The sequence below is a fragment of the Neisseria subflava genome (assembly GCF_003044645.1).
GTDB classification, from domain to species: domain Bacteria; phylum Pseudomonadota; class Gammaproteobacteria; order Burkholderiales; family Neisseriaceae; genus Neisseria; species Neisseria subflava_B.
In genome coordinates this window covers 210,453-237,391 of sequence record NZ_POXL01000003.1, presented here as the reverse complement: position 1 = coordinate 237,391, position 26,939 = coordinate 210,453, and the positions used below count along the sequence as shown (strand labels likewise).

General features: G+C 49.0%; 23 protein-coding genes and 1 pseudogene. 16 read left to right on the top strand and 8 right to left on the bottom strand.

The features are described 5' to 3' along the window. Positions 1 to 10 precede the first annotated feature (10 nt). Together DBY97_RS04760 and DBY97_RS04755 are read left to right on the top strand one after the other, a co-directional pair. Positions 11 to 901: an NAD(+) kinase gene (locus DBY97_RS04760; RefSeq protein ID WP_107857629.1), complete on the top strand. Its 891-nt coding sequence runs from the start codon at positions 11 to 13 to the stop codon at positions 899 to 901. 24 nt (positions 902 to 925) lie between these two features. Further along, complete coding sequence (locus DBY97_RS04755) at positions 926 to 1,231, top strand: hypothetical protein (protein WP_070585645.1); 306 nt, start codon at positions 926 to 928, stop codon at positions 1,229 to 1,231. A gap of 99 nt (positions 1,232 to 1,330) precedes the next feature. Here DBY97_RS04755 and DBY97_RS04750 read toward each other — a convergent pair whose 3' ends face one another. From DBY97_RS04750 to DBY97_RS04725, 6 genes are all read right to left on the bottom strand, one after another. Beyond that, complete coding sequence (locus tag DBY97_RS04750) at positions 1,331 to 2,464, bottom strand: AAA family ATPase (protein WP_107857628.1); 1,134 nt, start codon at positions 2,462 to 2,464, stop codon at positions 1,331 to 1,333. Between the two features lie 32 nt (positions 2,465 to 2,496). Then, positions 2,497 to 3,300, bottom strand: coding sequence for an RNA ligase family protein (locus tag DBY97_RS04745; RefSeq protein ID WP_234394522.1), 804 nt, complete (start codon positions 3,298 to 3,300; stop codon positions 2,497 to 2,499). A 59-nt stretch (positions 3,301 to 3,359) separates the two neighbouring features. Further along, complete coding sequence (locus DBY97_RS04740; protein ID WP_107857626.1) at positions 3,360 to 4,661, bottom strand: hemolysin family protein; 1,302 nt, start codon at positions 4,659 to 4,661, stop codon at positions 3,360 to 3,362. 182 nt (positions 4,662 to 4,843) lie between these two features. Next, positions 4,844 to 5,269, bottom strand: a complete 426-nt coding sequence (locus DBY97_RS04735) for a low molecular weight protein tyrosine phosphatase family protein (protein ID WP_234394521.1) — start codon at positions 5,267 to 5,269, stop codon at positions 4,844 to 4,846. Further along, positions 5,241 to 5,456: a hypothetical protein gene (locus DBY97_RS04730; protein WP_004519973.1), complete on the bottom strand. Its 216-nt coding sequence runs from the start codon at positions 5,454 to 5,456 to the stop codon at positions 5,241 to 5,243. Before DBY97_RS04730 ends, DBY97_RS04735 begins: the two co-directional genes overlap by 29 nt. Positions 5,457 to 5,643: 187 nt before the next feature. Then, entirely contained in the window at positions 5,644 to 6,951 is a 1,308-nt protein-coding gene (locus DBY97_RS04725) for a replication-associated recombination protein A (RefSeq protein WP_107857625.1), read from the bottom strand. 151 nt (positions 6,952 to 7,102) lie between these two features. Between DBY97_RS04725 and DBY97_RS04720 the strand changes: the two genes are divergently transcribed. The 14 genes and pseudogenes from DBY97_RS04720 to DBY97_RS04660 all read left to right on the top strand — a co-directional run bounded on the left by DBY97_RS04720 (position 7,103) and on the right by DBY97_RS04660 (position 22,887). After that, on the top strand, positions 7,103 to 7,477 hold the full coding sequence (locus DBY97_RS04720; protein WP_107857624.1) for a hypothetical protein: 375 nt from the start codon (positions 7,103 to 7,105) through the stop codon (positions 7,475 to 7,477). 86 nt (positions 7,478 to 7,563) lie between these two features. Continuing rightward, on the top strand, positions 7,564 to 8,973 hold the full coding sequence (gene thrC / locus DBY97_RS04715) for a threonine synthase (protein WP_107857623.1): 1,410 nt from the start codon (positions 7,564 to 7,566) through the stop codon (positions 8,971 to 8,973). A gap of 228 nt (positions 8,974 to 9,201) precedes the next feature. Further along, complete coding sequence (msbA, locus tag DBY97_RS04710) at positions 9,202 to 10,968, top strand: lipid A export permease/ATP-binding protein MsbA (RefSeq protein WP_107857622.1); 1,767 nt, start codon at positions 9,202 to 9,204, stop codon at positions 10,966 to 10,968. An 85-nt stretch (positions 10,969 to 11,053) separates the two neighbouring features. Next, positions 11,054 to 11,830: a ferredoxin--NADP reductase gene (locus DBY97_RS04705; RefSeq protein WP_107857621.1), complete on the top strand. Its 777-nt coding sequence runs from the start codon at positions 11,054 to 11,056 to the stop codon at positions 11,828 to 11,830. A gap of 72 nt (positions 11,831 to 11,902) precedes the next feature. Further along, positions 11,903 to 12,538, top strand: a pseudogene (locus tag DBY97_RS11475) (uroporphyrinogen-III synthase); the annotation flags it as partial. Between the two features lie 216 nt (positions 12,539 to 12,754). Further along, complete coding sequence (locus DBY97_RS11470; protein ID WP_234394524.1) at positions 12,755 to 14,026, top strand: uroporphyrinogen-III C-methyltransferase; 1,272 nt, start codon at positions 12,755 to 12,757, stop codon at positions 14,024 to 14,026. After that, positions 14,023 to 15,246 carry a heme biosynthesis protein HemY gene (locus DBY97_RS04695; protein ID WP_107857619.1) on the top strand — a complete coding sequence of 408 codons (1,224 nt, stop codon included), beginning with the start codon at positions 14,023 to 14,025 and terminating at the stop codon, positions 15,244 to 15,246. Before DBY97_RS11470 ends, DBY97_RS04695 begins: the two co-directional genes overlap by 4 nt. A 135-nt stretch (positions 15,247 to 15,381) precedes the next feature. Next, entirely contained in the window at positions 15,382 to 16,443 is a 1,062-nt protein-coding gene (gene hemE, locus DBY97_RS04690; protein WP_107857618.1) for a uroporphyrinogen decarboxylase, read from the top strand. 217 nt (positions 16,444 to 16,660) lie between these two features. Then, positions 16,661 to 17,251 (top strand): phosphatase PAP2 family protein, encoded by a 591-nt coding sequence (locus tag DBY97_RS04685; protein ID WP_107857617.1) that lies wholly within the window; start codon positions 16,661 to 16,663, stop codon positions 17,249 to 17,251. A gap of 154 nt (positions 17,252 to 17,405) precedes the next feature. After that, positions 17,406 to 18,899: a cardiolipin synthase gene (gene cls / locus DBY97_RS04680; RefSeq protein WP_107857616.1), complete on the top strand. Its 1,494-nt coding sequence runs from the start codon at positions 17,406 to 17,408 to the stop codon at positions 18,897 to 18,899. 316 nt (positions 18,900 to 19,215) lie between these two features. Beyond that, the gene (locus DBY97_RS04675) at positions 19,216 to 21,312 is read left to right on the top strand and encodes a TonB-dependent receptor plug domain-containing protein (protein ID WP_107857615.1); all 2,097 of its coding nucleotides are present in this window, start codon (positions 19,216 to 19,218) and stop codon (positions 21,310 to 21,312) included. 464 nt (positions 21,313 to 21,776) lie between these two features. Next, positions 21,777 to 21,971 carry a YgaP family membrane protein gene (locus DBY97_RS04670; protein ID WP_003685761.1) on the top strand — a complete coding sequence of 65 codons (195 nt, stop codon included), beginning with the start codon at positions 21,777 to 21,779 and terminating at the stop codon, positions 21,969 to 21,971. Between the two features lie 12 nt (positions 21,972 to 21,983). Further along, the gene (locus tag DBY97_RS04665) at positions 21,984 to 22,505 is read left to right on the top strand and encodes a rhodanese-like domain-containing protein (RefSeq protein ID WP_107857614.1); all 522 of its coding nucleotides are present in this window, start codon (positions 21,984 to 21,986) and stop codon (positions 22,503 to 22,505) included. Between the two features lie 79 nt (positions 22,506 to 22,584). Next, positions 22,585 to 22,887 carry an ArsR/SmtB family transcription factor gene (locus DBY97_RS04660; RefSeq protein WP_107857613.1) on the top strand — a complete coding sequence of 101 codons (303 nt, stop codon included), beginning with the start codon at positions 22,585 to 22,587 and terminating at the stop codon, positions 22,885 to 22,887. A 90-nt stretch (positions 22,888 to 22,977) separates the two neighbouring features. Here the strand turns inward: DBY97_RS04660 and DBY97_RS04655 are convergent, their stop codons facing one another. Beyond that, positions 22,978 to 23,319 (bottom strand): hypothetical protein, encoded by a 342-nt coding sequence (locus DBY97_RS04655; protein WP_107857612.1) that lies wholly within the window; start codon positions 23,317 to 23,319, stop codon positions 22,978 to 22,980. Between the two features lie 211 nt (positions 23,320 to 23,530). Further along, positions 23,531 to 26,935 carry a transcription-repair coupling factor gene (mfd, locus tag DBY97_RS04650; protein WP_107857611.1) on the bottom strand — a complete coding sequence of 1,135 codons (3,405 nt, stop codon included), beginning with the start codon at positions 26,933 to 26,935 and terminating at the stop codon, positions 23,531 to 23,533. Positions 26,936 to 26,939 lie beyond the last annotated feature (4 nt).

The following is a 26,939-nucleotide window of genomic DNA, read 5'->3' as shown; positions in this document are numbered from 1 at the left end:
GCCTACTATCATGAAAAGCCCATTTAAAAACATCGGTATCGTTACACGTCCCAATACGCTCGAAATTCAAGATACCGTCCACACATTGGTTTCTTTTCTGCGCGAAAACGGCTTCACCATCTATCTGGATGAATTGAGCGTAGAAGAACACTGCGTCTATATCCAAGATTCCGCCTACTGCGAAACCGTAAACAAAGCCCAGCTGGGCAAATATTGCGACCTCGTCGTTGTGCTCGGCGGCGACGGCACCTTCCTCTCCGCCGCCCGCGAAGTCGCCCCGCGCGCCGTCCCCATCATCGGCATCAATCAAGGCCACTTGGGCTTTCTTACCCAAATCTCACGCGACACCATGGTTGAGGGCATCCGCCCCGTACTGGAAGGCAAATATCTGCCTGAAGAACGCATCCTCATCGAAGCCAGCATCATTCGTGACGGCGAAACCATCGAACGCGCCCTCGCCCTCAACGACACCGTACTGTCTCGTGGCGGTGCAGGCCAAATGATTGAATTTGAAGTATTTATCAATCAAGAATTTGTCTATACCCAACGTTCGGACGGCCTGATTATTTCCACACCGACAGGTTCAACCGCCTACGCGCTTGCCGCCGGCGGCCCCATCATGCAGGCCGGCCTGCACGCCTTCACACTCGTGCCTATCTGCCCGCAATCCATGACCAACCGTCCGATTGCCATCCCCGACACCAGCGTGATCGAAATCCTCATCACCAAAAGCGGCGACGCACGCGCACACTTTGACGGGCAATCCCATATCGACGTGCAAAACTTCGACCGCATCATCATCCGCCGCTATCACAATCCCTTGCGCGTCCTCCATCCCACCGATTACCAATACTTCAAAACCCTACGTCAAAAGCTGCACTGGGGCGAACAATTGATTTAAACAACTTCAATAAACAGGCTTACCATGAAAACCATTTCAAAAACCTTAATCATCGCACTGTGTGCCCTTTCCTCCCTATCCGTCTCCGCACACGGCATGCACAAAAGCAAACCCTTGTCCTTTGAAGAATTGCCAAAAATCTGCCAGCAATACTTTACCCGCGCGGATGCGTGTTATCAAAAAGCAGGCGATAAAGCATCATTCCAACGCGACAACACAAAATACCTGCGCCAAATCCTGCCTGCCGCCGACGTAGGCCAACGTGAACGTATGTGCCAAATTGCCATGGATACATTCGCCGAAAAAACAAAAAACTTGAGCTGCGAATAAAGACTTCTGTCTTAGCTCTAGCAATTTTTGATTTTATAAAAAGGCCGTCTGAAACATTGGATTGTTTCAGACGGCCTACTTACAAAAACCCTTTACTTTTTAAGAAGAGACCACAAAATCTACCGTATGCGCTTCACTATAATCAGGGATTTCCAGCTTTTCTATCATGCGGTGCAACACATCATTCGGAACAGAATGTTCGCGGTTACGGTTTTGCGATAGTAATTGCGTGTAAGGCACTTCTAAATAAATGAGATGCACGCGTGCGCCGTAATCGGCAAACATCGGCAGCCATTTGCTGCGCAGGTCGCGGTTAAGATTGGTCGCATTAAAGACAAATGACGTACGGGCACGCAGGTATTCTTTTGCCTGCTCTTTACCCAAACGCACTGCTTCGGCGGTATGTTTGGAATCTGCGGGATTGAGTTTACGCTCACGGCGAATCTCATCCAGCGACAGCATAGGAAGATGGGCAAGATATTGCCTGATGTAACTGTCTTTACCGCTACCTGCTATGGCACACATGGCGTACACATCAAAGGTTTGATCATCAAATGGCTGATAATCCGGCATTTCGCTACGGCCGTTAAGATAGAGATAGCGTCCGTAATCGCTGGCAAAAGTACGTGCCTTACCCCAACAAGCATTTTCTTCACAGAGTTCACGAAACAAATCAATGCGCAGTAAAATATCCTGTTGATCGCAACATATACGACCCAGTACATCGGCTTTAGCAAGCATGGCAAGATGCGCCGTATTGACCTGCAAACTGGCCGCTATGACGGCTCGCTCAGGATTAGGTTTGTTAATCGCCCATAAGGGCAATCCGTGCAAGCGCACGAGTTTGGCGATTGCTTCTCTTACGGCAAATGGAGCGGCAAGTTCGGTATACAGCAAAGTACGGGCGGTATGCTCACCTTTTTTTGCGTGATGCGGCGAAACGATACGCTCTTTGCCGTTTTCTATTTCACGCTTGGTCGTACTGCGTTTTTCCACATCATGCAGCATGGCGGCAGCAAACAAAATATGCTGCTCCTGTTCATCAAGCACTTGAAACTCGGGCAGTTGTAAAAGGGCTTCGCACACCATTTTGGTATGCGTAAATACATCGCCTTCGGCATGCCACTCAGGGTCTTGCGGAACGTCCTTCATATCGGTAAACCAGCTGAAACGACGTTCTAAGGCTTGCCAATCAGGAAGTTGACCGGGTATGTAATATGGGAATGTCCACATAATTGTCTTTCTTATTATTGGATAATTGGACTTCAGGCCGTCTGAAACTGCCAGCTTTGCCAATGATATTTGTCGTAATCGATAAGATGGGCAGGCTTCCAAGTTTTCGTCCAATGAACGTCGGTTTTAACGTGTTTGGCTCGCACCAATTTGAAAAGATTATCAAATTCATTGAATTGAACAGGCAGGTTGCCGTTGTTGGTGGCAAAATCAGCGGCGTTCCGGATAACGAAACCTTCACTGCATGCTGCTCCTGTTTTCGGATCGTAGCCGCCAAGCTTACCGGCAGTTTGTACGCTGTCTGTCCACGGCTCTTCCAAATTAGCGGCAAGCCATTGCGCTAAAGCAATATCTTCATTGGAGTATTTTTGAGTGAAATCTGCAAGCGGCTGGACAATGGGTATTTCCGGCACAGTCGGAAAATCAAACAGCTGCGCATAAAATTTAACCTCTTCCCATGAAAGCCAATGTCCACTACGGCGGACTGCAAACAGGTAAAAATAGCTTTCCAGTTGAGAATAGGCAATTGAATGAATGCCATACATATTCTCGCCAAAAAGTTCGAGATCGCCTAAATCATCTTTAATTTGCTGCCATCGTTGTAGCAAAGGTTTATCCCAAGGATGCTGAGTAGGTGCAGCATGACTACGGGCATAGAGGCCGTGCGCAGCAAAGCAGTTGTTTTGCCCATCTAATTTTTCGGTTAAAACCAATTTTGGCAATGAGGCAAAATATGAAAGAAAGCCGCGCGGCATAAAGCGGTCGTCTGAAGTCGTGCCGAGGCTGATGGGCGCGTGCAGGCTGCGGGCGTATTTTTGAGGTTCGGTTGTCGTCATAATATTTTTTCCTTTTTATTCATTTTTTAATTTTCTTTTCAAGTATTCCCAGCGACTTGTTATATTTTCCCCGCCATATTTCCTTGTTTAGAAACCAAAAGTTGGTCTATTTTCAAATTTTCGGTATCGATGATTTCAAACTTATAACCGGCATAAACCAGAAAATCCGTACGCTTCGGGATTTTGCGCAGTGAATACATCATAAAGCCGGCGATGGTTTCGTAATTTTCCGAATTGGGAAACTCTTCGATATCCAGCGCACGCATGACATCGGTAAGCGGCGTGGCACCGTCCACCAACCATGTGTCTTCTGTACGGCGGATAATTTGCGGCTCTTCTTCAGTATTGACCAGCTCGCCCATTACAATGCTCATCACATCTTTCAGCGTTACCACGCCAACCACCAGCGCGTATTCGTTCACCACCACGGCAAAGTCTTCTCCTGAAGTTTTGAAGGTCTCCAATACATCATAAAGCGACAGCGTGTCGGGAATGAACAAGGCTTTACGCAATACACGCTTGTCGGTCAGGCGGACGTCTTTTTCTTTTAAAAATAAAGTCAGCAGCGTATGCGATTCGATATAGCCGATAACGCGTTCCAAGTCGCCGTCGCACACGAGGAATTTATTGTGTGGTTTTTCCGACATTATTTCCAACACGGTATCGCTGTCGTCATGTTTGTCAAAATAGGCGATATATTCGCGCGTACTCATGGTGGAAGTGACCGTGCGCTCCTGCATATCGAAAATGTTTTCAATTAGATAGTGTTCTTGTTCTTTCAATACACCAGCCTGCGCACCTGCATCAACGACGGCATAAATATCTTCCGAGGTGAGCTGCTCCTGACGGACGGTTGAAATTTTGAAGAGTTTGAATATTGCGTTTGCCAACCCGTCAAAAACCCAGACAAGGGGTTTTAAGATAAAAATCAGAAACATCATCGGACGCACAATGCGTACCGCCACCGCTTCGGGATGGGTCATCGCCATGCGCTTAGGCATCAGGTCAGCAATTAAAATAAAGCTGCCTGTAACCAGCGAGAAAGTCAGCAAAGAGGCAACTGTGCTGCCCCAACTGCCTGCGTTCTCCAACAGCTTGCCAAAATACGGACGTATTGCCGCCTCGCCGACGATACCGGCAAGAATGGCGACGGCGTTCAAACCGATTTGGACAACGGTAATAAAACTGCCCGGCTGCTGCTGCATATTGATTACGTCAAGCGCACGCGTATCGCCGCCGTCTTTCGCCATGACCTGCAATTTGATTTTGCGTGCCGAGGCAAGCGCGAGTTCGGAACAGGATACAAACGCGCTAATGATAATCAGCAGGCACAATAATAGTAAGGCTTCAAAAATATTCATGAAAAAGTGTGTGTATGGTATAGGTTAAAAATATTCAAACAGCAAAGGCCGTCTGAAAAATTCAATTTGATCTTAGATTTGCGTTTTATTTGTCAGTGATGCGTGAAGTAAATGATGTTTTGGAATAAATTTTACTTAGAAGTAAGTCATATTTTTTTCAGATAATCTTGAGGAAAACCTCATTATCTAGACAGATAAGGCACGACACTTTCCTTCAATATTTCTATCAACTCTTCATCCATGTATCTGTAATCATCAGGAATATCTAAAACAATCATTTCCTTATATTGCAAAGCACGAGGAAACTGTGCCAGCAGACGGCTCTTATGTTTTTGTTCCATCACGAAAATCTTATCCGCCCATGCGATGTCGTCTATGGAAACAGTATGCCGCGCATTGGGGCTGGTCCCTGCAGAACGTGCCTGTACATTTGGATAACGTCGAAATACGGTTTCAGCGGTAGGACTGCGCCATTGGTTACGACTACAAATAAAAAGTGCATTCATAAAAATTAAAAAAGGCGGAAAATATCCGCCTTGTGAAAACCATCTCGATTGAATCGAAAATGTATCTTTTGAGTTAGTCAAACCATTCAGCATCAAATTCATGCTGTCTGAACGGATAAATAAAACCCAGTTTTTGTGCACGTTTGATTTTATTGCTGCGGAGATACATCAAATCCCACTTTTTTTCGGGTTTATATTTCAAAGGATTTTTGCCATGTACACGATGACTGGGGCGTTGCTCTTGGTGTCGTCGCCATGCACGGCTACGACTTTGATCTAAATTGTCCATTATCTGCTTTCTAATTTTGTTTCGGAAATCGGGTTCAGCAGCCGCGATTTTTTATGTATTCGATTATTCGGCAAGAAAATAGGATGACAAAATTATAGCGAAATTAAAGATATAATGCCAATATTAAACAATTTATTACGCTCAGAATGGCCAAAGGCCGTCTGAAACTTGAGACACATTTACTGTTTTAATCATCCAGCGCATCTTCATCCAAGGATTTCAACCATTTCAGCTTTTCGCCGATTTTGATTTCCAGCCCGCGCGGGACAGGTTGATAGAAATCGGGTTCGTCCAAGCCGTCGGGCATATAGCTTTCGCCAGCGGCGTAGGCATTCGGTTCGTCGTGGGCATAGCGGTATTCGCGTCCGTAGCCTAATTCCTTCATCAATTTGGTCGGGGCGTTGCGCAGGTGGACGGGCACTTCGTCGCTGGCGTTTTCTTTGACGAAGCGGCGCATTTGGTTGTATGCCTTGTAGCCTGCGTTGGATTTGGCGGCGGCGGCAAGGTACAGCACGGCTTGCGCCAGCGCGAGTTCGCCTTCGGGCGAGCCTAAGCGCTCATAAGTCGCGGCGGCATCATTGGCAATCGTTAAAGCACGCGGATCGGCCAAACCGATGTCTTCCCATGCCATGCGGACAATGCGGCGGGCGAGATAGCGCGGGTCGGTGCCACCGTCGAGCATACGGCAGAACCAATACAATGCCGCATTGGGATGCGAACCGCGCACGGATTTATGCAGCGCAGAAATTTGGTTGTAGAAACTCTCACCGCCTTTGTCGAAACGGCGGATTTGCGCGCCCAAGCTGTCGGCGAGAAATTCAGCAGTCAGGGTTTTCAGACGGCGTGTATTAGCAGCGCGTAAAAGCTGCTCGATCAAGTTCAACAATCTGCGCGCATCACCATCGGCGGTATTCACGAGCAATTCTTGCGCATCCGCTTCAATTGTAAACTCTTGGTATTCAGGCAAAGCCAATACTTTGGCAATCAGCTTCTTCAGGTCGTCTGAAGACAAGGATTGCAAGACATAAACTTGCGCCCTGCTGAGTAATGCCGGATTGACTTCAAAAGACGGGTTTTCCGTGGTAGCACCGATAAAGGTTAACAAGCCACTTTCGACATAAGGCAAAAATGCGTCCTGTTGCGCTTTGTTGAAGCGGTGTACCTCGTCAACAAACAAAATCGTCGCACGCCCTTGTTGCAAGGCAATTTCAGCTTTCTCGATGGCCTCGCGTATGTCTTTTACGCCGGAAAATACGGCGGAAACAGGCAGAAACTGGGCGTTGAAACTCTGCGCCAAAATCCGCGCCAACGTCGTCTTGCCCACGCCCGGCGGCCCCCACAGCAACATAGAATGCGGCTTTCCACCCTCAACCGCCACACGCAAAGGTTTACCTTCGCCGATTAAGTGCTGCTGCCCAATGACATCGTCCAGGGAATGCGGACGCAGGCGTTCGGCTAAAGGGGCTTCGGGTTGACGGGCGAAAAGGTCGGACATAGTGGCTTTCGTGCTGGCTGATTGAAAAGAAAACTCGCTAGCATTATACGGCAGTTTCGCAAACTCACATATCGGGCCGCATTACGGTATAATACATGCTATTTTGAGAACTCTTCGGGCGTTTCAGACGGCCTTGCTTACAGGAAACATCATGACTTCAAAAACTCTTTTAGCAGCTGTTACATCAGTTTTCTTATTGGGTGCATGCGCTACCGGCGGCGAATCTTTCAGCGGTTTGGGCAGCGGTACAGGTATCGGCAGCAGCGTAGTGAAAATGGCGGTAGACAGCCAATGCCGTACCGAATTGAACAAACGTAACGAATGGCGTGTCATTGCTTTGGCAATGAGTGCGGAAAAACAAGCCGAATGGGAAAATAAAATCTGCGGCTGCGCCAGCGAAGAAGCGCCAAATCAATTGACTGCAACCGAAATGATGCAGGTATTGAGCCCGGCAACCCGCGAACAGGCCATTGCTTCCGTTACTGCGAAAACGGTTACCGCCTGCTTCAAACGACTCTACAAATAATCGTTCAGACGGCCTTTTTTAATATCGAGGCCGTCTGAATTCGTTTTGACTTTCTATTTGAATTTTAAATATATAGAGAAGAAACCATGAAATACATCAGCACCCGCGGTGCAACCGCACGCAAGCAATTCAGCGAAGTTTTATTGATGGGCTTGGCTCCAGACGGCGGCTTGATGCTGCCTGAGCAATACCCTCAAATCGACCGTGCTACCTTAGACCAATGGCGCACACTCAGCTATCCTGAGCTGGCGTTTGAAGTCATAAGCCTGTTTGCCACCGACATCCCTGCTGATGATTTACGCGATATCATCAACCGCACCTACACCGAAGAAGTATTCGGCACCAAAGCCATTACTCCGGTGCGTACACTTTCAGACGGCATCAAAATTCAAGCCCTCTCCAACGGCCCGACTTTGGCATTCAAAGACATGGCCATGCAATTCTTGGGCAATGCGTTTGAATATGTATTGAACAAAGAAGGCAAAGAGCTCAATATCTTGGGCGCCACCAGCGGCGATACTGGCTCTGCCGCCGAATACGCCCTGCGTGGTAAAAAAGGTGTCAATGTCTTCATGCTGTCTCCGGAAGGCAAAATGAGCGCATTCCAACGCGCGCAAATGTTCAGCCTGCAAGATGCCAACATCCACAACATCGCCGTTGAAGGCATGTTTGATGACTGCCAAGACATCGTCAAAGCCGTACAAAACGATGCCGAATTCAAAGCTAAATACCACATCGGCACAGTCAACTCCATCAACTGGGGCCGCATCGTCGCCCAAGTCGTGTACTACTTTGCCGGTTATTTCAATGCCACTTCGAGCAATGACGAAAAAGTCAGCTTCTGCGTGCCAAGCGGCAACTTCGGTAATGTCTGCGCCGGCCATATCGCCCGTCAAATGGGCCTGCCTATTCACCGCTTGATTGTCGCCACCAATGAAAACGACGTATTGGACGAATTTTTCAAAACCGGTGCATACCGCCCGCGCAACAGCGAACACACCCACGTCACATCCAGCCCGTCTATGGATATTTCCAAAGCCTCCAACTTCGAGCGTTTCGTGTTTGACCTGATGGACCGCGATGCAGACGAAATCAAAACCTTATGGGCTGAAGTAGGCTCCGGCAAAGGTTTCAATTTAGAATTTGTCTTAAACAAAGTACATCAACAATATGGCTTTGTTTCCGGCAAATCGACCCATGCCAACCGCCTTGCCACCATCAAACAGGTTTACGAACAAGACCGCGAATTGATTGATCCGCATACTGCTGATGGCATCAAAGTAGCGCGTGAAGTACGCGAAGCCGGCGAAACCATTATCTGCCTCGAAACCGCATTGGCTGCCAAATTTGAAGCCACCATCCATGAGGCTGTCGGCGAAGTTTTCATCCCCCGCCCTGCCGCATTGGAAGGCTTGGAGAATCTGCCGCAACGTGTCCGTGTTGTCCCTAATAATGCAACGGCAGTGAAAGACATCATTAAGGAAGCCCTGGCTTAACTGGCCGTCCTTGACGACTGCATAGGCCGTTTGAAAAAGTTTCAGACGGCCGCAACCGATATTTGAGAAGTGGGTAACATTATTGCCAAACCCACCACGCTGCAGTCGTTCCTAATATAAAATCAAGGTGTTAAAACAATACCGACTCCTTTTGACTTTCAATTGCAAACATTGTAATGACAGATATTTTCGTTTAGAATTGCATGTTTGCTCTAAATCTGGATTGATATGCAGACAACACAAGCCGCATCCAACTGGGAGCTGTACAAGCGTTTGCTTGGATATTTAAAAAGCTATTGGAAGATGTTTATCGTCTCCGTAGTGGCCATGCTGATTGTCGCCGGTACGATGCCGGCTTTCGGTTACTTGCTCAAACCTTTGATTAATGAAGGTTTTGTTGATAAAAACATGAAAAGCATGTCATGGTTGCCGCTGGCAATTGTGGCGCTGTTTTTCGTCCGCGGCCTGTTCAACTTCATTAATGAATATTGCACGACTTATCTTTCCAGCCACTTAGTGCAGCGCTTGCGCGGTGAAATGTTCAACAAAATGATGCACCTGCCGACTTCGTATTTCAGCAGCAATACCGGCGGCCGTTTGATGTCTCGTATCTTGAACGACGTCAATCAAATTACCGATGCAGGGTTTAACGTCATTACCGTGATTGCTAAAGACGGCGTGAGCGTAGTCGGCCTATTGGGCTTGCTGACTTATCTGAACTGGCGTTTGACCCTGATTACTTTTATCATCTTGCCGGTTGTTGCTGTATGTATCCAAACAGTCAGCAAACGCCTGCGCAAACTGTCTGCCAACAACCAAATTTATCTTGGCCAGCTGATGCAGGTCTTGGGCGAAAGCATTAATGGTGAACGCGTTGTAAAAATCTACGGCGGTCAAGATTATGAAAACCGCCGCTTCGACCGTATTGCCAATGATGTTCGCCGCAACCTGCTCAAACAGGTTTCCGCCAGCTCTGCCGGTACCGGCATTACGCAATTAATGGCTTCGGTTGCACTGGCTGCGATTATTTATGCAGCCGCACGCCAAGCAGGGCTTTCCGGCTTCAGTGCAGGCGATTTTATGTCGTTTTTATCCAGCATGATCATGATGTTTGACCCCATCAAACGCATGACCGGCGTGATGCAGTCCCTTCAACGCGGTTTGGCGGCGGCAGAAAGTGTCTTCACCTTTTTGGATCAACCTGAAGAAAGCAACGAAGGCAAACAGATTCTCAGCCCAAACCCTGGCGATATCGAATTTTGCGATGTTGTACACCGCTATCCTGAAGCCGAACGCAACAGCTTGAACCATATCAACCTGCTTGTCCCACAAGGCAAAGTGACTGCATTGGTCGGCGCATCGGGTTGCGGTAAAACCACCCTGGCCAATATGTTGCCGCGCTTCCTTAATCCGGATGAAGGCAAGGTTTTGATTGGCGGCGTCAACATCAATGAATATACGCTCGAAAGCCTGCGCAGCCGCATGGCATTCGTCAGCCAAAACGTTGTCCTGTTTAATGGTACGATTGCTGAAAACATTGCCTATGCTCAAGCTGACAAATTCAGTGAAGAAGAAATTATCAATGCTGCAAAAGCCGCGAATGCTTGGGAATTTATCCAAAAAATGCCGCAAGGCTTGCACACTGAAGTTGGCGAAAATGGTTTAAAACTGTCCGGCGGCCAACGTCAACGCCTCGCCATTGCGCGTGCGCTTTTGAAAAATGCGCCGATTTTAATTTTGGACGAAGCCACCAGCGCATTGGATAATGAATCCGAACGTTTGGTGCAAACCGCATTGGAAAATCTGATGCAAAACCGTACCACATTGGTGATTGCCCACCGACTTTCGACCATCGAAAAAGCCGACAACATCGTTGTCATGCATGAAGGCAATGTCGTCGAACAAGGCACTCATCATAAATTAATCAGCGCAGGCGGACGCTATTCCGACCTGCACAGCCTCAGCGAAAAATCAGCCAAACCAGCAAGCAAATAGCTGAGCTGCACATTCCATTCTTTTTATTAACCTTGGCCGCCCCGACCTACCCTTTTTAGACGGCCTTATCCGACAGGAAATATCAATGGCAGCATTCAATACCCAGAAAGTCTTGTCCGTACACCACTGGACCGACGCTTACTTCACTTTTACCTGCACCCGTGACGAATCTTTGCGCTTTGAAAACGGCCAATTCGTCATGGTCGGCCTGATGGTAGACGGCAAACCGCTGATGCGCGCATACAGCGTGGCTTCCGCCAACTGGGAAGAGCATCTGGAATTTTTCAGTATTAAAGTACAAGACGGCCCATTGACCAGCCGCCTGCAACACCTTAAAGTCGGTGATGATGTCCTCATCAGTAAAAAACCGACCGGTACATTGGTTGCTGGCGACCTGAATCCGGGCAAACACCTCTACCTCTTGAGCACCGGTACCGGCATCGCCCCTTTCTTGAGCATTACCAAAGACCCTGAAATTTACGAGCAATTCGAAAAAATCATCTTGGTTCACGGCGTACGCTACAAAAAAGATTTGGCATACTACGACCGCTTCACCAAAGAATTGCCCGAACACGAATACTTGGGCGACTTGGTTAAAGAAAAACTGATTTACTATCCAATCGTTTCACGCGAAGACTATATACACCATGGCCGTCTGACCGATTTAATGCGCAGTGGCAAACTCTTCGAAGACATCGGCCTGCCTAAAATCAATCCGCAAGACGACCGCGCCATGTTGTGCGGCAGCCCTGCTATGCTGAAAGACACCTGCAACGTCTTGGACGAATTCGGCCTGACCGTTTCTCCGAAAACCGGTGTCCGCGGCGACTACCTAATTGAGCGCGCATTCGTCGATCAATAACGTATCCCCGGCAGCAGGCCGTCTGAAGCCCTTCTTTCAGACGGCCTAAACCTTAATAATTTATCCCACATTATGCCTACTCTACTCATCATCCGTCCGTCCAACCGTCCACAGCAAGATATCCAAACCTGCCATGCAGCCGGTTGGCAGGCTCAGGTATTGAGTCCGATTGAAATAGAGGCGGATCTTTCGGCGCTAAACAAACTTCCCGAACAATTCAAGCAAGCCGATGTCGTGTTTTGGGTCAGCCCCACCGCTATTGAAACCGCAGCGCCGCACCTGAACTTTTCAGACGGCCCCAGAGCACACATTACCGTCGGCCAAACCAGCCAACATACTTTGGCACAATTCTCCCCCTATCCCGTATTCTCTCCCGAAGATGGCAACGACAGCGAAGCCGTCTTGAGAATGCCTATTTGGAAAAACCTGCCACCCAATGCCCGAGTTTTAATCATTCGAGGTCATGGCGGCCGTGATTTTCTGGCAGACAAACTGACCGAACTGGGTTTCCAAATCGACATCGCCGAAATCTATTTCAGACGGCCACACGCCATCGATTGGCAGAACTTTAAAACCGAAGACATCGCCGCCGCCTACGTCACATCCGGTGAACTTGCGCGCGAATTTTTCCATCAGATTCCGCCGCAATTTTCCCGATTCTTCGAATCCTTGCTATACTTTACCCATCATCCGCGCATTGCCGATGCGCTTCGCATCGTCGGTGCCAAACATGTAGAAACCGTCACTTCTCTATCCGCTGCACTTTCATCCATGCCACAAAGGAGCCAAGCAGTGAGCCCAGTCGAAGACAATAAAGATACCCAACAAGTTGCCAATACGGCAGCTCCGGCGCCTGAACATTCTGAAAACACCAGGCCGTCTGAACAAATCAAACCTACCCAACCTCAGCGAGTGGAGGCGAGCATGCCCGAGTCCAACAATCTCCCACAAAACAACTCCCCTGTTATCATCAAACAATCTGGCGACAAAGCCTTGGCTGCAGGTGCAACCGTCTTGGCACTGCTTAGCTTGGGCGCGAGCGGATTCCTGTTTGTACAGGGTCAAAATGTTTTAAAAAACCAAGAGCTCGAATTCAACCAAAAAATCGACAAAGCTGCATTGGGCGAGTCTGAAAACGCCAGCCTTCTAAAAGACAACCTCAACCGCCAAACCGCTATTCAGGCCGAGTTAGACCGCTTGAACAACGGTCAAAAAAACAATAGCGATCAAATCCTGCAAACGCAGAAAGCTTATCAAGAGCTGCTCAAAGGCCGTATCAACTGGCTGGTCGACGAAGCTGAATCCATGTTGAACACTGCTTCGCAACAATTGATGCTGTCAGGCAACCTTCAAGGCGCGGTCAGCGTATTGGAACACATTGACAGCCGCTTAAGCCGTTTTGAACAGCCTGAGCTTATCCCCATCAAGCAAGCCATCAGCAATGATTTGGCCGCGCTGAAAAACCGTCCTTATGTCGATATTTCCGCCACTGCCTTGCGTATCGACCGTTTGGAAACCGGTATTTCCGGACTGCCTTTAGTCTTGGACGGCGTATTGAAACCAGGTGCCGCGCCTGTCGAAGCCGCCAATTCAGGAACTTGGTGGGAAAACACATGGGAGAAATCCCTCAATGCCCTCAAAGGCTTGGTTGAAGTCCGTCATCTGGACAGCAACGACGCCATGTTGATTTCACCCGATCAAACCTACTTCATCCGTGAAAACCTGCGCCTGCGCCTTTTGGATGCGCGCATTGCCCTGTTGCAACACAACGGCGAAGTGTATCAAAGCGATTTGAACAACGTTGAAGCAACCGTGAAGCAATACTTCGACAGCAAATCCCCTGCTACCCAGTCATGGCTGAAAGAGTTGGCCGAACTCAAAGCCCTTGATGTCCGCATGATTTCAGACGACAGCCTGAAAGCCAGCTTGAGCGCCGTTCGCGCTTATCAAGAAGGTTCTCGTACACAAATGACGACCGAAGAAGCTGCACAAACCCAAGCTACCGAGAAAACCGCTTCCGCACCGGCTGCAGCTACCGAACAAGCCACAACTTCCGCACCGGCTGCCGCTTCCGCTCCTCAGTCTTTGGAAGCACCTGCATTGCCGTCTGAAAACAAAAAAGAACCGGCCACCGAAGCTGCCAAACCACAAAACCAAACCAAGCCTGCTGCCAAAATTAAAGGAGAGCAAGCATGAAAACCGTCGTTTGGATTGTCATTCTGTTTGCCGCCGCCGTCGGTTTAGCGTTGGCTTCCGGCATTTATACCGGCAACGTGTATGTCGTGGTTGAGCAAACCATGCTGCGTATCAATCTGCATGCCTTTGTTTTAGGCCTGCTGTTGAGCGTATTCGTCTTGTATTTCCTGATTAAATTCGTGTTCGGCCTCTTGAACATTCCGGCGCGTATGCAACGCTTCGGCATCGCCCGCAAAGGCCGTCAGGCTTCTGCCTCTTTGAACAGCGCAGGTCTGGCATATTTTGAAGGCCGTTTTGAAAAAGCCGAACAAGAAGCCGCCAAAGTCTTGCAAAACAAGGAAGCAGGCGACAACCGCACCCTGGCTTTGATGTTGGGCGCGCACGCGGCCGACCAAATGGAAAACTTCGCATTGCGCGACCGCTACCTGCACGAAATCGAACACCTGCCACAAAAACAACAGCTTTCCCGCCATCTTTTGCTGGCTGAATCTGCACTGAGCCGCCGCGATTATCCGACTGCCGCACAAAACCTTGAAGCAGCGGCAAAAATCAATAGCAACTTAAGCCGCTTGGTCCGTCTGCAATTACGTTATGCCTTTGATCATGGCGATGCTTCAGATGTTTTGGCAAAAGCAGAAAAACTGGTCAAAGCCGGCGCCATCAACGATTACGAAGCCGAACAGTATCAAAACTGGGCATATCGCCGCCTCTTAAGCGAAGTAACCGATGCACGCAGTCTGAAAGCTTGTTTGAAACACATTCCAGAAAGCTTGAAATCAGGTGAATTGTGTGTTGCGATTGCCGAAAAATACGAGCGTTTAGGTTTGTATGCCGATGCGGTCAAATGGGTTAAAACCCATTATCCGCAAACCCGCCAGCCTGAACTCTTGGAAGCTTTTGTCGAATCCGTGCGTTTCCTAAGCGAGCGCGAGCAACAAAAAGCCATCGACTTGGCAGATTCTTGGCTGCAGGAACAACCCGACAATGCACCGCTGTTGATGTATCTTGGCCAACTGGCTTACGGACGCAAACTTTGGGGCAAAGCCCAAGGCTACCTCGAAGCCAGCATCGCCCTGCAACCCAGCGTACCCGCACATTTGGTCTTGGCTCGCGTGTTTGATGAAACCGATCAACCACAAAAAGCGCAAGAACAACGCAATCTGGTTTTGGAAAGCGTGGTCGAAGAAGAACATCCGGCAACCCTTCCTCAACCAAATTGATGTGCTGATTTCGCATTAAGCGACAGTATGAAATCTACAACAGAACCAACCATTTAATCATTTCAGACGGCCTCAATACATATCTAAGGCCGTCTGAACTTTGTCCAACACACCAAATCAGAAAACCTATTTATCATGACTACTCTGAAAAACGACACTTTCCTCCGCGCCCTGCTTAAACAGCCTGTCGAATACACGCCCATCTGGATGATGCGCCAAGCCGGACGCTATCTGCCTGAATACAAAGCCACGCGCGCGCGCGCAGGCAGCTTTCTCGATTTGTGTAAAAATACCGAGCTGGCAACCGAAGTCACTATCCAGCCTTTAGAACGTTTTGATCTGGACGCGGCAATTCTGTTTTCCGATATCCTGACAGTTCCAGATGCCATGGGTTTGGGCCTGTATTTTGCCGAAGGTGAAGGCCCGAAATTTGAACGCGCTTTGCAACATGAAGCGGACATTGCAAAACTGCAAGTTCCCGACATGGAAAAACTGCAATACGTCTTTGATGCAGTGACTTCCATCCGTAAAGCACTGGACGGCCGAGTTCCGCTCATCGGTTTCTCAGGCAGCCCATTCACGCTCGCCTGCTACATGGTTGAAGGCGGCAGCAGCAAAGAATTCCGCACCATCAAAACCATGATGTATTCGCGCCCTGATTTGCTGCATAAAATCCTCGACACCAATGCTCAAGCCGTTACCGCTTATCTCAACGCCCAAATCGATGCCGGCGCACAAGCCGTACAAATTTTCGACACTTGGGGCGGTGTGTTGAGCGATGCCGCATTTAAAGAATTCAGCCTGAAATATATCCGTCAAATCGTAGCCGGACTCAAACGCGAAAACGAAGGCCGCCGCGTGCCTGTTATCGTATTTGCCAAAGGCGGCGGCTTATGGCTGGAAAGCATGGCAGAAATCGGCGCAGATGCATTAGGCTTGGACTGGACCTGCAACATTGGCGAAGCCCGCCGCCGCGTCGGCGAACAAGTTGCCCTGCAAGGCAACTTCGACCCGTTTGCCCTCTTCGGCACACCGGAATCTATCCGCACCGAAGTCGCACGCATTCTTGCTGACTACGGACACGGCAGCGGCCATGTATTCAACCTCGGCCACGGCATCAACCAACACGCCGACCCCGAACACGCCAAAATCTTGGTCGATACCGTACACGAATTGTCCCGTCAGTATCACCGTTAATTAAAGCAACTCAAAGGCCGTCTGAAAATTCCCAAAACAGGTTTCAGACGGCCTTTTAGCCAGAATTAACCGCAAAACAACTAATCTTCTTTAATTGACCCTATATTTTTTAGAAATCGAAAAAATTATTTTACATATTTCAAAAGATGGGTATGATGTCGTTCTTTTAAATTCATACATTCATTTCAAATAAAATCTATTTTTAGGAACATACACCATGACCTTCCAAGACTATTTGGTCAATCTGATATTAAGCGGCGTGATGATTATCGGCGCTTATCAGTTTTACTTTTATACCCAACGCCATCCTTTACGCAAAGAGATTGTTTGGAATTCTCCAATAGACGAAAAAATCCCATTCCGCCCGCGTTGGTCGTGGGTATATAGTTTTCTTTACTACCCGGCTATCCTCTATCTCAACCTTATCGCCACCAACCACCGCCATTTCAACATGATGGCATTCAGCTTTCTGATGTTGCTGTTTATGCAAATGTTGTTCTTCTGGCTGTTCCCTGTTTCTACCCCACCGCATTGGCGCAGCATCAATACCGGTAAAACACCATCCGAATGGTTTTTAAAATTTGTGCAAAAGTTCGACCAAGCCAGCAACTGCTTCCCCAGCATGCATGTTTCCGTTGCCACGCTGACCGCATTGCACGCGTTGCCATCTTTGGGCATTGCCGCATTCCTTTTCCCTATCCTTATCGCACTATCCTGCGTGTTTACCAAACAGCATTACCTGATTGACTTGCCTGCCGGTGCGGCACTGGGTGGATTTGCCTATTGGCTCTATCTTTTAGTGGTTTAACGTAAAAAGACTATCTACTCAAAAGGCCGTCTGAAAACAAATTTACACGATAATCGTGTTTTTGCTTTCAGACGGTTTTTCTATATACTTAATATCTGAAGCTTATCAGCTGACACCTTCAAACTTAAAAACACATCCACTCCCGCTACCGAATATGAATTTTTTAAAAGACATCACCTGGACCGAGATTTTCATCTTCGCCCACACCTGCGCCGCACTCGTCTGTATGCTGCGCGTGTTGTACAAACAAAAAAACATCGGCTCAACCTTTGCCTGGCTGATTATCCTATTCCTTTTCCCCGTATTCGGAACCATTGCCTACATCCTTATCGGCGAGCCTCGTCTAGGCACCGCCCGCGCCAAACGTACCGGCGAAATGAACCGCTTCTACCGCAACTTTGCCGCCACCCATCTAGCCGATATCTATCTCGACATTGCCGACCAAGTCAAATCACGTTACCACGGCATCAGTAAAGTTGCCGAAAAAGGAACGGGGCTGGGTGCCACCAAAGGCAACGCCATGAACCTGCTCTCAACCACCGATGCCATCATCGACAGCATGCTTACGGACATACGCGCCGCAACCCACTCCTGCCTGCTGGCTTTTTACATTATCGAGCCAAAAGGCCGCATCGAAGAAATTTTAAATGAAATTCTTGCCGCCGCAGATCGAGGCGTTGACTGCGCCATTCTGGCCGATGCCGTCGGCAGCAGGAGTTTTTTTGAAAGCGATTGGATAGAGATACTGCGCCAAGCAGGCGTTGAAGTACATACCTCATTGCCTGTCGGCATCTGGCGTACACTATTCACGCGCACCGACCTGCGCAACCACCGCAAAATCCTCGTTATTGACAGCAAAATCGGTTACACCGGCAGCTTCAACCTCGTCGACCCGCGCTATTTCAAACAAAACTCCGGCGTTGGAGAATGGGTCGATGTCATGATGCGCTGCACAGGGCCTATGGTTTTGGAACTATCTGCCGTCTTCTTCGCCGACCTTGCCGTCGAAACCGATGAAAACCTCCAAAACGTACAAACATACCTCAACCAAGCTCAAAGCCTGCTGCCCCAAATCCTTCCTGAAAAAATGCAACAAGGCGATATTGTTGCCCAAATCATTCCATCCGCCCCCGAGCAAGGCAGCTTCGTTATTTACGAAACCATCATCAGCGCCATCTATGCCGCCACCAAACAAATCACGATTACTACTCCCTACTTTGTCCCCGACGAGCCGCTTCTCATGGCATTAACCGTTGCCGCCAAACGCGGCGTCAAAGTGACCCTGATACTGCCAGCCAAAGTCGATTCACTGATGGTACGCTACGCCTCACGCGCCTACTACCCTATGTTGCTGGAAGCCGGTGTCAAAATCGCCATGTTTGAAGGTGGGCTCTTACATGCCAAAACCATGACCATTGACGAAGACTACTCCCTCTTCGGCACGGTCAATATGGACATGCGCAGCTTCTTCCTCAACCTCGAAATTAGCCTTGCCATCTACGATCGCGACACCACCAAACAAATCTGCCACCTACAGCGCAGCTACCTTAAAAACAGCAGCTACATCGCCATCAAATCATGGCAACAACGCTCCAAACTCCGCGGCCTCGTAGAAAATGCCGTCCGCCTGATGAGCCCTTTGCTGTAAAACATAAATATTTAGGCCGTCTGAAAAATACTTTTCAGACGGCCTCTTAAATAAAACACTGATAGATAAAATTCTTTATTGACAGATATTCAAGCTATCCCTTCTCTACCTCTCGGAAAAAGTAAGACTCAACCCATTTCCCAATCAAATAATCTTTACTAAATTTAACTAAAATATAAACTAATTGATTTTTATTAAAATTCTATTAATTTTAGATTTAAATGAAACAGAATATATTTATTAATATTTATTAAGAATTTGATAATCATTATTAGAATAATTAGAATAAGCAGTCAATTTTCACTTAGGAAAAATCATGAATAAGGTCTCCTCTCCTGTATTCCGCCTTAGCATCATTACACTCGCATTATCAACAAGCTTTGCTCATGCCGAAAATTTGCAACCCGCAGAAACTGCCGAGCTGAATGAAATTAAGGTTACCGGTACTGCCGTACCGACTCGTGTAACCCGCAACCAGCTCGACCGCGAAATTTCGACCGATTTAAAACAAGTCATGAAAGATCAAATCGGTATGGATGTCGGTGGCGGCAACGGCGTAGCACAGTTTTACAGCATCCGCGGCGTTGGTGAAGACAAAATTAACCTAGAAGTCGACAACACCAGCCAATCCACAAAAATCTTCCACCACCAAAGCCGCTTCCAGCTTGACCCCGCTTTGGTAAAAAGCATCAACGTAGAAAAAGGCACAGGCACGGCGAGCGCGGGTTTGGGTGCGGTCGGCGGTACCATCCGCGTAACAACGGTTGACGCAAAAGACCTGCTGACCGACGGCAAACCTTTCGGTTTCAAACTGGGCGCAGGCTTGAGCAGCAATAAAGGCTCAACCGGCAGCGCAGCGGTTTACGGCTATCAAAACGGCTTCGATGCCCTGTTTGCAGGCAACTTCCTCAACAACCGTGACTACAAAGACGGCAACGGCAATGTCAACCTCGGCAGTCGTCTGAAACAGCACAGCTACCTCGCCAAACTCGGCTACGATTTCAACGACAACCACGGCATCCGCCTGACCTACCGTCAGGAATACCAAAAAGGCAACCGCACCGACAAAGCCGAGTTCCAAAACGTTGACAGCTACATCGGCGTGGACGGCACTTATCAAAAAGAGCAGACCTACAATCTGGAATACCGTGGCCGCAACGTCGGCTTTATCGACAAAATCGACGCCAACGTCTTCCAAATCAATACCGATGACACCAAACCGCCTAAAGGTGCTCCTTCTCCAAAAGCCCAAGCTTCCGGCACGGCACAAGGCGGCGTTCCTATCGGTCAGCTTGAGCTAAGCAAAATCAAAGCGACCGGCGCGAATCTGAACCTCGCCAGCTCCTTCGGCGACGGACACATGGTGAAATACGGCGTCAACTACCGCCACGAAACCTCCGAGCCGTCCGACAAAGGCGCATGGCTGAAGATTCTCGGCCTGTATGACCGCGACAAAGAGAAAAAAGCCGAATACGGCGTGTACGCGGAAGGCATCTGGAACCTGCACCCCGTTACCTTGACCACCGGCCTGCGTTACGACCATTTCAAATACAATGCCGCCAGCAAACAAAGTGCGTCGCACGGTCAGCTCAACCCTAGCATCGGCGCGATTTGGGACATCAACGACAACTTCTCCCTCTTGGCAAACCTCAATCAGGCAAGCCGCGCACCGCGTCTGAACGAAGCCCTATTGGCTAACGAACGCGCAGGTGCCGCCGCCGATTTGGACGGCAACCTCAAAGCCGAAACTGCCCGCCGCGCTGAAATTGGCTTCAAATGGCGCAACGACAACTTCAATGTCAGCGGCAGCGTGTTCCACCAACGCATCAAAGACCTCATCGTCTATCGTTGGGCAAAAATCAACAACAACACCGCCTCCATCACCGAACGCGGCAAGATTTACAACGGCGGCACGCTCAAAACCTACGGCTACGAACTTGACGCATCCTATCGCTGGGGCGGTCTGACCGCACGCGCCGGCGTGTCCTACGTCAAACCCCGTCTGAACGGCGAAATGTACTACGGCGAAAGCCCGATTCAAGCAGAAGACCACGAAAGCTCGTTTACATTCTGGAACACCGGCCGCCAATGGCTGACCGGCCTGTCTTACCAGTTTGAAAACCCCAAACTCGAAATCGGCTGGCGCGGCCGCTACGCCCAAAGCGTGAAATACACCGATGTCGCCCGCGGACAAGGCACGATACACGGTAAGAAAGCCGGTTACGGCGTACACGACATCTACGCCAACTGGCAGCCGCTGAAAAAAGACAACCTGAACGTCAACTTCGCCGTCAACAACATCGGCAACAAGCAATACCGTTCGCACAGCCAACGCTTCCCCGACGGCAACGGACGCGTGCCCTTCTACGAACGCGGCCGCGAGTTTGCCTTGGGCGTGAACTATCGTTTCTGATAATACGAACGACGTTATAAAGAAATTAAAGGCCGTCTGAAATTCAGTTTTCAGACGGCCTTTTATAATTCGTAGACAATTTGATTTAAAAGTATTTCCTCCCCCTTGCTAGTTACACAACAGATTATCCAGTCTTCAAATCGTCTCCATTGGACTTCTTTTCCGAATCGGTCATGATTTGACTCCTTCTGAAAACTGACTACCAATTCTTCCAATATAAATAAAATATTATATAGATCATCTCCAGTGCCGTCTGAAAATATAAGGCTGTATTTTTACATTTAACCATGCCGTTGGAGATTGATTCTATTTGTGTGTTTAAAAAATACAATGCAAATATTCATTACACTTTTACTGTAAACCATTTGACAAAGTCATTTTTAAAGCTATAATATTTCTCATATATGATTTTTGTTATATATATTTATTTATAGACAATTCATTCTGAAACAAGGAGCAATAAAATGAAACGAAACTTGGGTACTTTGGATCGCGTAATCCGTATTGTTATCGGTGTTGCACTGATTGCTGCAGCCGCTACCGGACAAATTGGCTGGTGGGGTTGGCTGGGCATCATCCCCCTGGGCACAGCACTGATTGGCAACTGCGCACTGTACAGCTTATTGGGCATCAACACCTGCCGCATCAACAAAAAATAACGAAGGCAAAACATGAGTACGCTCGGACAACTTCCGCGAATCACGCCTTCCGAAGCAATGGCAAAAATCCGTGAGGGCGCGTTGGCAGTAGACATCCGAAGCCAAGCCGAATATCGGGGCGGACATATTGGCGGTGCATTATCCCTTCCGCCTGAACAGCAGCGAGACAGACTGCCCGATGATTCAGCCTCGTGCCTGATTTTTTATTGTCTGAGCGGCAAACGTACAACTCAGGCAGAAACTATATTGTCAGCGCTTGGCCAAGGTCGCGAATGTTATATTCTAGAAGGCGGCTTACTGGCATGGAAATCAGTAGGACTTCCTATTGTTGCCGACCAGTCGGCACCGGACATCATGCGGCAGGTGCAAACCATAGCGGGCAGTTTGATTCTGTTGGGCGTGCTGGCAGGTTGGCTGGTATCGCCTTGGTTTTATCTGATAGACGTGATGGTCGGCGCAGGCCTGTTGACGGCCGGACTAACCGGATTCTGCGGCATGGCACGCCTACTGGCCAAAATGCCATGGAACCATTAAGCAAAGGCCGTCTGAAAGTTGCTGCTGAGGACATTATGACTGATAATTCGACCTCCCCATTTGCCGACAAGCGTGAAAAATGACCATTGCCGACAATCAACCTCCCTACGAAGAAGCCAGCGCTTTTCTCAAACTACTGGCCAATCCCAACCGCCTCGCCGTATTGTGCAAACTACATGAAAGGCCGCACAATGTAACCGAGTTGGCTGAATCATCCGGACTGCCGCAAGCAGCAATGTCCAGCCAATTAGCCCTACTGCGTGAAGCCGGTTTAGTATCGTTTGAAGTGAACCATCGGGAACGGCAATATTACATTGCCGACCCGAGGGTAACCGAGATGATACAGTTGCTGTATTCCTTTTTCTGCGCAGAAAACTCTTAAAATGTTGCCGAAATAAGATAGTCAAAAAATCTATCTATTTATAATTTTAAAGGCCGTCTGAATCTTTTTCAGACGGCCTTTATTGTATTTTTAGTCTTGCCATATAATCTCGTGTTTAGAACCATAAGTAATCTTCTTGATATTGTTTTCAAGAGCAATTTCTTTATCTAATGTTCCTGAGTATTCAGAACCTGCTAATTTTTGAAATAAAGTAATATTCAGCTCATCGTTGCGGCTAGTTGTTTTGATATCTGAAATACCCATTGCACTATTGCCTAATAAGCCTGTCAAATGAACCTGCCTATTCCCCTTAGCTTCATTGACAGTAATTTTAAAATTCCAAATATCTTCCAACTTAATTTCTTCATTAGAGAAAAAGCAGCCGGATAATATCAAGCCTGCAATACCCAGTATCATTGCCCTTATTTTCATAATAATTCCCTGATCGATTTAGCAACTTTAGGTTCGATTCCCGAAGCTGATAGTACTATAAATTCTTAAATGCGTAGATTGGATTGATAAACCTAACGATTTCAATAAATTTAATAGTTCTGTTGGTCCTCAATTCAACCTACACTTATTAAGTAGGAATAGTATAAAAAGGCCATCTGAAAATTTTCAGACGGCCTTTTTTCCTCTATCCTTACTTAACCATCACCCTTTCTTTCAAAGTCTTCAATACGTTCTTCACTGTATTAATCCGCACTTCGATATTTTCCATCTCTGCGGTAAATCGCAGCTTATCCGCGCCGGCAAGGCGGTATCTTTTGTCGTTTTGAATCAGCAGGATGATTTCGGTTGGATCGACATTGTTGTTTTTTCCAAAGGTTACCGTTACCGCTTCGCTGGTCGCATCAATGGCATCGATACCCAATTCTTTTGCCATAAGCCGTAAGTGGTGGCTTTCGATGAGGGTTTTGACGGGTTGTTCGGGCAGACCGAAGCGGTCGACCAGTTCTTCATGTATGGCGTTGATTTGCTGCACGGTTTCGCAGACGGCGAGGCGTTTGTAGAGGACGAGGCGCTCGTGAATGTCGGGGCAGTAGTCTTCAGGCAGTAATGCCGGGCTGTGCAGTTTGATTTCGGTGGTAATGCCCAATGGTGCGTCGAGGTCGGGCTGGCGGCCTTTTTTGAGGTCGCGCACGGCTTGTTTGAGCATTTCGGTGTAGAGCGTGAAGCCGACCTGTATCATTTCGCCGGATTGTCCTTCGCCAAGGATTTCGCCTGCGCCGCGGATTTCCAAATCCTGCATGGCGAGGGTGAAACCTGCGCCGAGTTCGTCTGCCGCCGCGATGGCGTCAAGGCGTTTTTCTGCGTCTTTGGTGATGTATTCGGGCGTGAGCAGGTAGGCGTAGGCTTGGTGGTGGCTGCGGCCGACGCGCCCGCGAAGCTGGTGCAGTTGCGCCAGCCCAAATTTGTCGGCGCGGTTGATGATGATGGTGTTGGCGTTGGGAATGTCGATGCCGGTTTCGATGATGGTGGAACAGAGCAACACGTTAAATCTTTGCTGTAAAAAGTCACGCATCACTTGTTCCAGCTCACGCTCGCGCAGTTGTCCGTGCGCTACGCCGATGCGGGCTTCGGGCAACAGGGTTTCCAGCCGCTCGCGCATGTTTTCGATGGTATCCACTTCATTATGCAGGAAAAATACCTGCCCACCGCGTTTGAGTTCGCGCAACACGGCTTCGCGCACGCTGCCCTCGCTGAACGGTTTGACAAAGGTTTTTACGGCGAGGCGGCGGCTGGGCGCAGTGGTAATCAGCGAGAAGTCGCGCAGGCCTTCGAGAGCCATGCTGAGGGTGCGCGGGATCGGCGTGGCGGTCATGGTGAGGATGTCGACATTGGCGCGCAGGCGTTTGAGCTGCTCTTTTTGGCGCACGCCGAAGCGGTGTTCTTCATCGATAATCACTAAACCTAAGTTTTTGAATTTTATGTCGTCCTGCACCAATTTGTGCGTACCAATAACAATATCAACCGTGCCGTCCGCCATGCCTTCCAGCGCGGCTTTGGTGGCTTTGCTGTTGTTGAAACGCGAAAGGCTGGCGACTTTCACAGGGAAATCGGCGAAACGGTCGGCAAAGTTTTGCGCGTGCTGCTCGACCAGAAGCGTGGTCGGGGCGAGTACGGCGACCTGTTTGCCACCCATCACCGCCACAAACGCGGCGCGCAGGGCGACTTCGGTTTTGCCGAAACCGACATCGCCGCACACGAGGCGGTCCATCGGCTTCGCTTGTGTCAAATCTTTAATCACGGCGGCGATGGCGGCGGCCTGGTCTTCGGTTTCCTCGTAGCCGAAGCCATCGGCAAACGCCTGATAGTCCAACTCGTTAATTTCAAATTTGTGTCCCGATTGGGCAGCACGTTGGGCGTAGAGGTTGAGCAATTCCGCAGCGGTGTCGCGCGCTTTTTCGGCGGCTTTGCGCTTCGCCTTGTTCCACGCGCCGCTGCCGAGCTTGTGCAAAGTAACGTTTTCATGCGCCTGACCGGAGTAGCGGCTGATTAAATGCAGTTGCGAAACAGGCACATAAAGCTGCGCTTCACCTGCGTATTCGAGCAACATCATTTCGTTAGTTTCGCCGCCCAAATCCATCGTTACCAAGCCCATATACCGCCCGATGCCGTGTTCTTCGTGCACAACAGGATCGCCGATATTGATTTCGGCAAGGTCGCGCAACAGGCCGTCTGAAACGGCGGCGTGTTTCTTGCGATGATGTTTACGCGAGCGGGCAACATATTGATAAAGATCGGATTCGGTAATAACCGCGATGTTTTGATCTTCTAATTTAAACCCGTAAGCTAACGGCGCCACTGTAATCATCAGCGACTCATGCGCCGACAAAAAGCCCTGCCAGTCGGACACGCTTTTGGCTTTCAAACCGTTTTGCTGCAAGAAACCGAGCATGGTTTCGCGTCGTCCCAAACTTTCGGCGCACAGCAGAATCCGTCCGTTAAAGGCCGTCTGAAAATCCTTCAATGCCTGCAACGGCTCATCTGCTTGGCGGTTGACGGCCAAGTTTGGCAACATATGTTCATCACCCAAAATGTCCGGCAATACCTGACCATAATTTTTCAGACGGCCTGCAAAGACATCAGAAGAGAGATACAAATACTGTGGAAGCAAAGGCGGATAGGTTTCGTCGCCCTGCGCCATGGCATAACGCGATTTAACGTCGCTCCAAAAACGGTTTGCCTCGGCATGAACATCGCCCAAAGAGACAAACAGCGCATCTTCGCCGATATAGTCAAACAGCGTTTCCAGCTCGTTTTCAAAAAACAGCGGTAGGTAATATTCTACGCCCGCACCGAAATGGCCGTTGCTGACGGCTTTGTACACAGCCGCATCGTTCGGATTACCATCGACTTCTTCACGGAAGCGGCTGCGGAAAATCTTTTGCGCCTCGCTGTCGGTGGGGAACTCGTGCGCCGGCAGCAGGCGGATTTCGGAAACGGGAGAAATGGTGCGTTGCGTTTCGGTATCGAAGGTTTTAATACTGTCGATTTCATCGTCAAACAAATCGATGCGGTACGGCATTTCGCTGCCCATCGGGAACAAATCGACAATACCGCCACGCACGGCAAACTCGCCCGCCGCAACAACGTGGGACACATGGTTATAACCTGCATCCACCAAATCGGTTTTCAGACGGCCTATATCCAAAGTCTGCCCCGTTTTCAGCCAAAACGTGCGCCCCGCCAAAAACGGCACAGGCGGCAGTTTCTGCATTGCCGTGGCGACCGGTACGAACAATACGTCTGCCGCGCCGCTCTTAATCTGCCACAATGCCGACAAGCGCTCCGACACCAAATCCTGATGCGGTGAAAAACGCTCGTAAGGCAGCGTTTCCCAGTCAGGCAGGAACACCGCCGTATCGTGCGGACGGAAAAACAACCAGGCCGTCTGAAGGCGTAGCGCCTGTTCCGCATCTTGGGTCAAGACAACCTTGAGCTGCTTATGCGGCAGATAACGCGCTAAAGCCAAGGGCAGCGAGCCTTGCGAAAGATTGAGCCAACGGGATTTTTCACGGGGTTTGGGAATCGGATAAGTCATGACA

Excerpts from the sequence above, each read along its gene's own strand:
- DBY97_RS04760 (WP_107857629.1), top strand. The coding sequence starts at position 11 with ATGAAAAGCCCATTTAAAAACATCGGTATCGTTACACGTCCCAATACG.
- DBY97_RS04755 (WP_070585645.1), top strand. The coding sequence starts at position 926 with ATGAAAACCATTTCAAAAACCTTAATCATCGCACTGTGTGCCCTTTCC.
- DBY97_RS04750 (WP_107857628.1), bottom strand. The coding sequence starts at position 2,464 with ATGTGGACATTCCCATATTACATACCCGGTCAACTTCCTGATTGGCAA.
- DBY97_RS04745 (WP_234394522.1), bottom strand. The coding sequence starts at position 3,300 with ATGACGACAACCGAACCTCAAAAATACGCCCGCAGCCTGCACGCGCCC.
- DBY97_RS04740 (WP_107857626.1), bottom strand. The coding sequence starts at position 4,661 with ATGAATATTTTTGAAGCCTTACTATTATTGTGCCTGCTGATTATCATT.
- DBY97_RS04735 (WP_234394521.1), bottom strand. The coding sequence starts at position 5,269 with ATGAATTTGATGCTGAATGGTTTGACTAACTCAAAAGATACATTTTCG.
- DBY97_RS04730 (WP_004519973.1), bottom strand. The coding sequence starts at position 5,456 with ATGGACAATTTAGATCAAAGTCGTAGCCGTGCATGGCGACGACACCAA.
- DBY97_RS04725 (WP_107857625.1), bottom strand. The coding sequence starts at position 6,951 with ATGTCCGACCTTTTCGCCCGTCAACCCGAAGCCCCTTTAGCCGAACGC.
- DBY97_RS04720 (WP_107857624.1), top strand. The coding sequence starts at position 7,103 with ATGACTTCAAAAACTCTTTTAGCAGCTGTTACATCAGTTTTCTTATTG.
- thrC (WP_107857623.1), top strand. The coding sequence starts at position 7,564 with ATGAAATACATCAGCACCCGCGGTGCAACCGCACGCAAGCAATTCAGC.
- msbA (WP_107857622.1), top strand. The coding sequence starts at position 9,202 with ATGCAGACAACACAAGCCGCATCCAACTGGGAGCTGTACAAGCGTTTG.
- DBY97_RS04705 (WP_107857621.1), top strand. The coding sequence starts at position 11,054 with ATGGCAGCATTCAATACCCAGAAAGTCTTGTCCGTACACCACTGGACC.
- DBY97_RS11470 (WP_234394524.1), top strand. The coding sequence starts at position 12,755 with ATGCCCGAGTCCAACAATCTCCCACAAAACAACTCCCCTGTTATCATC.
- DBY97_RS04695 (WP_107857619.1), top strand. The coding sequence starts at position 14,023 with ATGAAAACCGTCGTTTGGATTGTCATTCTGTTTGCCGCCGCCGTCGGT.
- hemE (WP_107857618.1), top strand. The coding sequence starts at position 15,382 with ATGACTACTCTGAAAAACGACACTTTCCTCCGCGCCCTGCTTAAACAG.
- DBY97_RS04685 (WP_107857617.1), top strand. The coding sequence starts at position 16,661 with ATGACCTTCCAAGACTATTTGGTCAATCTGATATTAAGCGGCGTGATG.
- cls (WP_107857616.1), top strand. The coding sequence starts at position 17,406 with ATGAATTTTTTAAAAGACATCACCTGGACCGAGATTTTCATCTTCGCC.
- DBY97_RS04675 (WP_107857615.1), top strand. The coding sequence starts at position 19,216 with ATGAATAAGGTCTCCTCTCCTGTATTCCGCCTTAGCATCATTACACTC.
- DBY97_RS04670 (WP_003685761.1), top strand. The coding sequence starts at position 21,777 with ATGAAACGAAACTTGGGTACTTTGGATCGCGTAATCCGTATTGTTATC.
- DBY97_RS04665 (WP_107857614.1), top strand. The coding sequence starts at position 21,984 with ATGAGTACGCTCGGACAACTTCCGCGAATCACGCCTTCCGAAGCAATG.
- DBY97_RS04660 (WP_107857613.1), top strand. The coding sequence starts at position 22,585 with ATGACCATTGCCGACAATCAACCTCCCTACGAAGAAGCCAGCGCTTTT.
- DBY97_RS04655 (WP_107857612.1), bottom strand. The coding sequence starts at position 23,319 with ATGAAAATAAGGGCAATGATACTGGGTATTGCAGGCTTGATATTATCC.
- mfd (WP_107857611.1), bottom strand. The coding sequence starts at position 26,935 with ATGACTTATCCGATTCCCAAACCCCGTGAAAAATCCCGTTGGCTCAAT.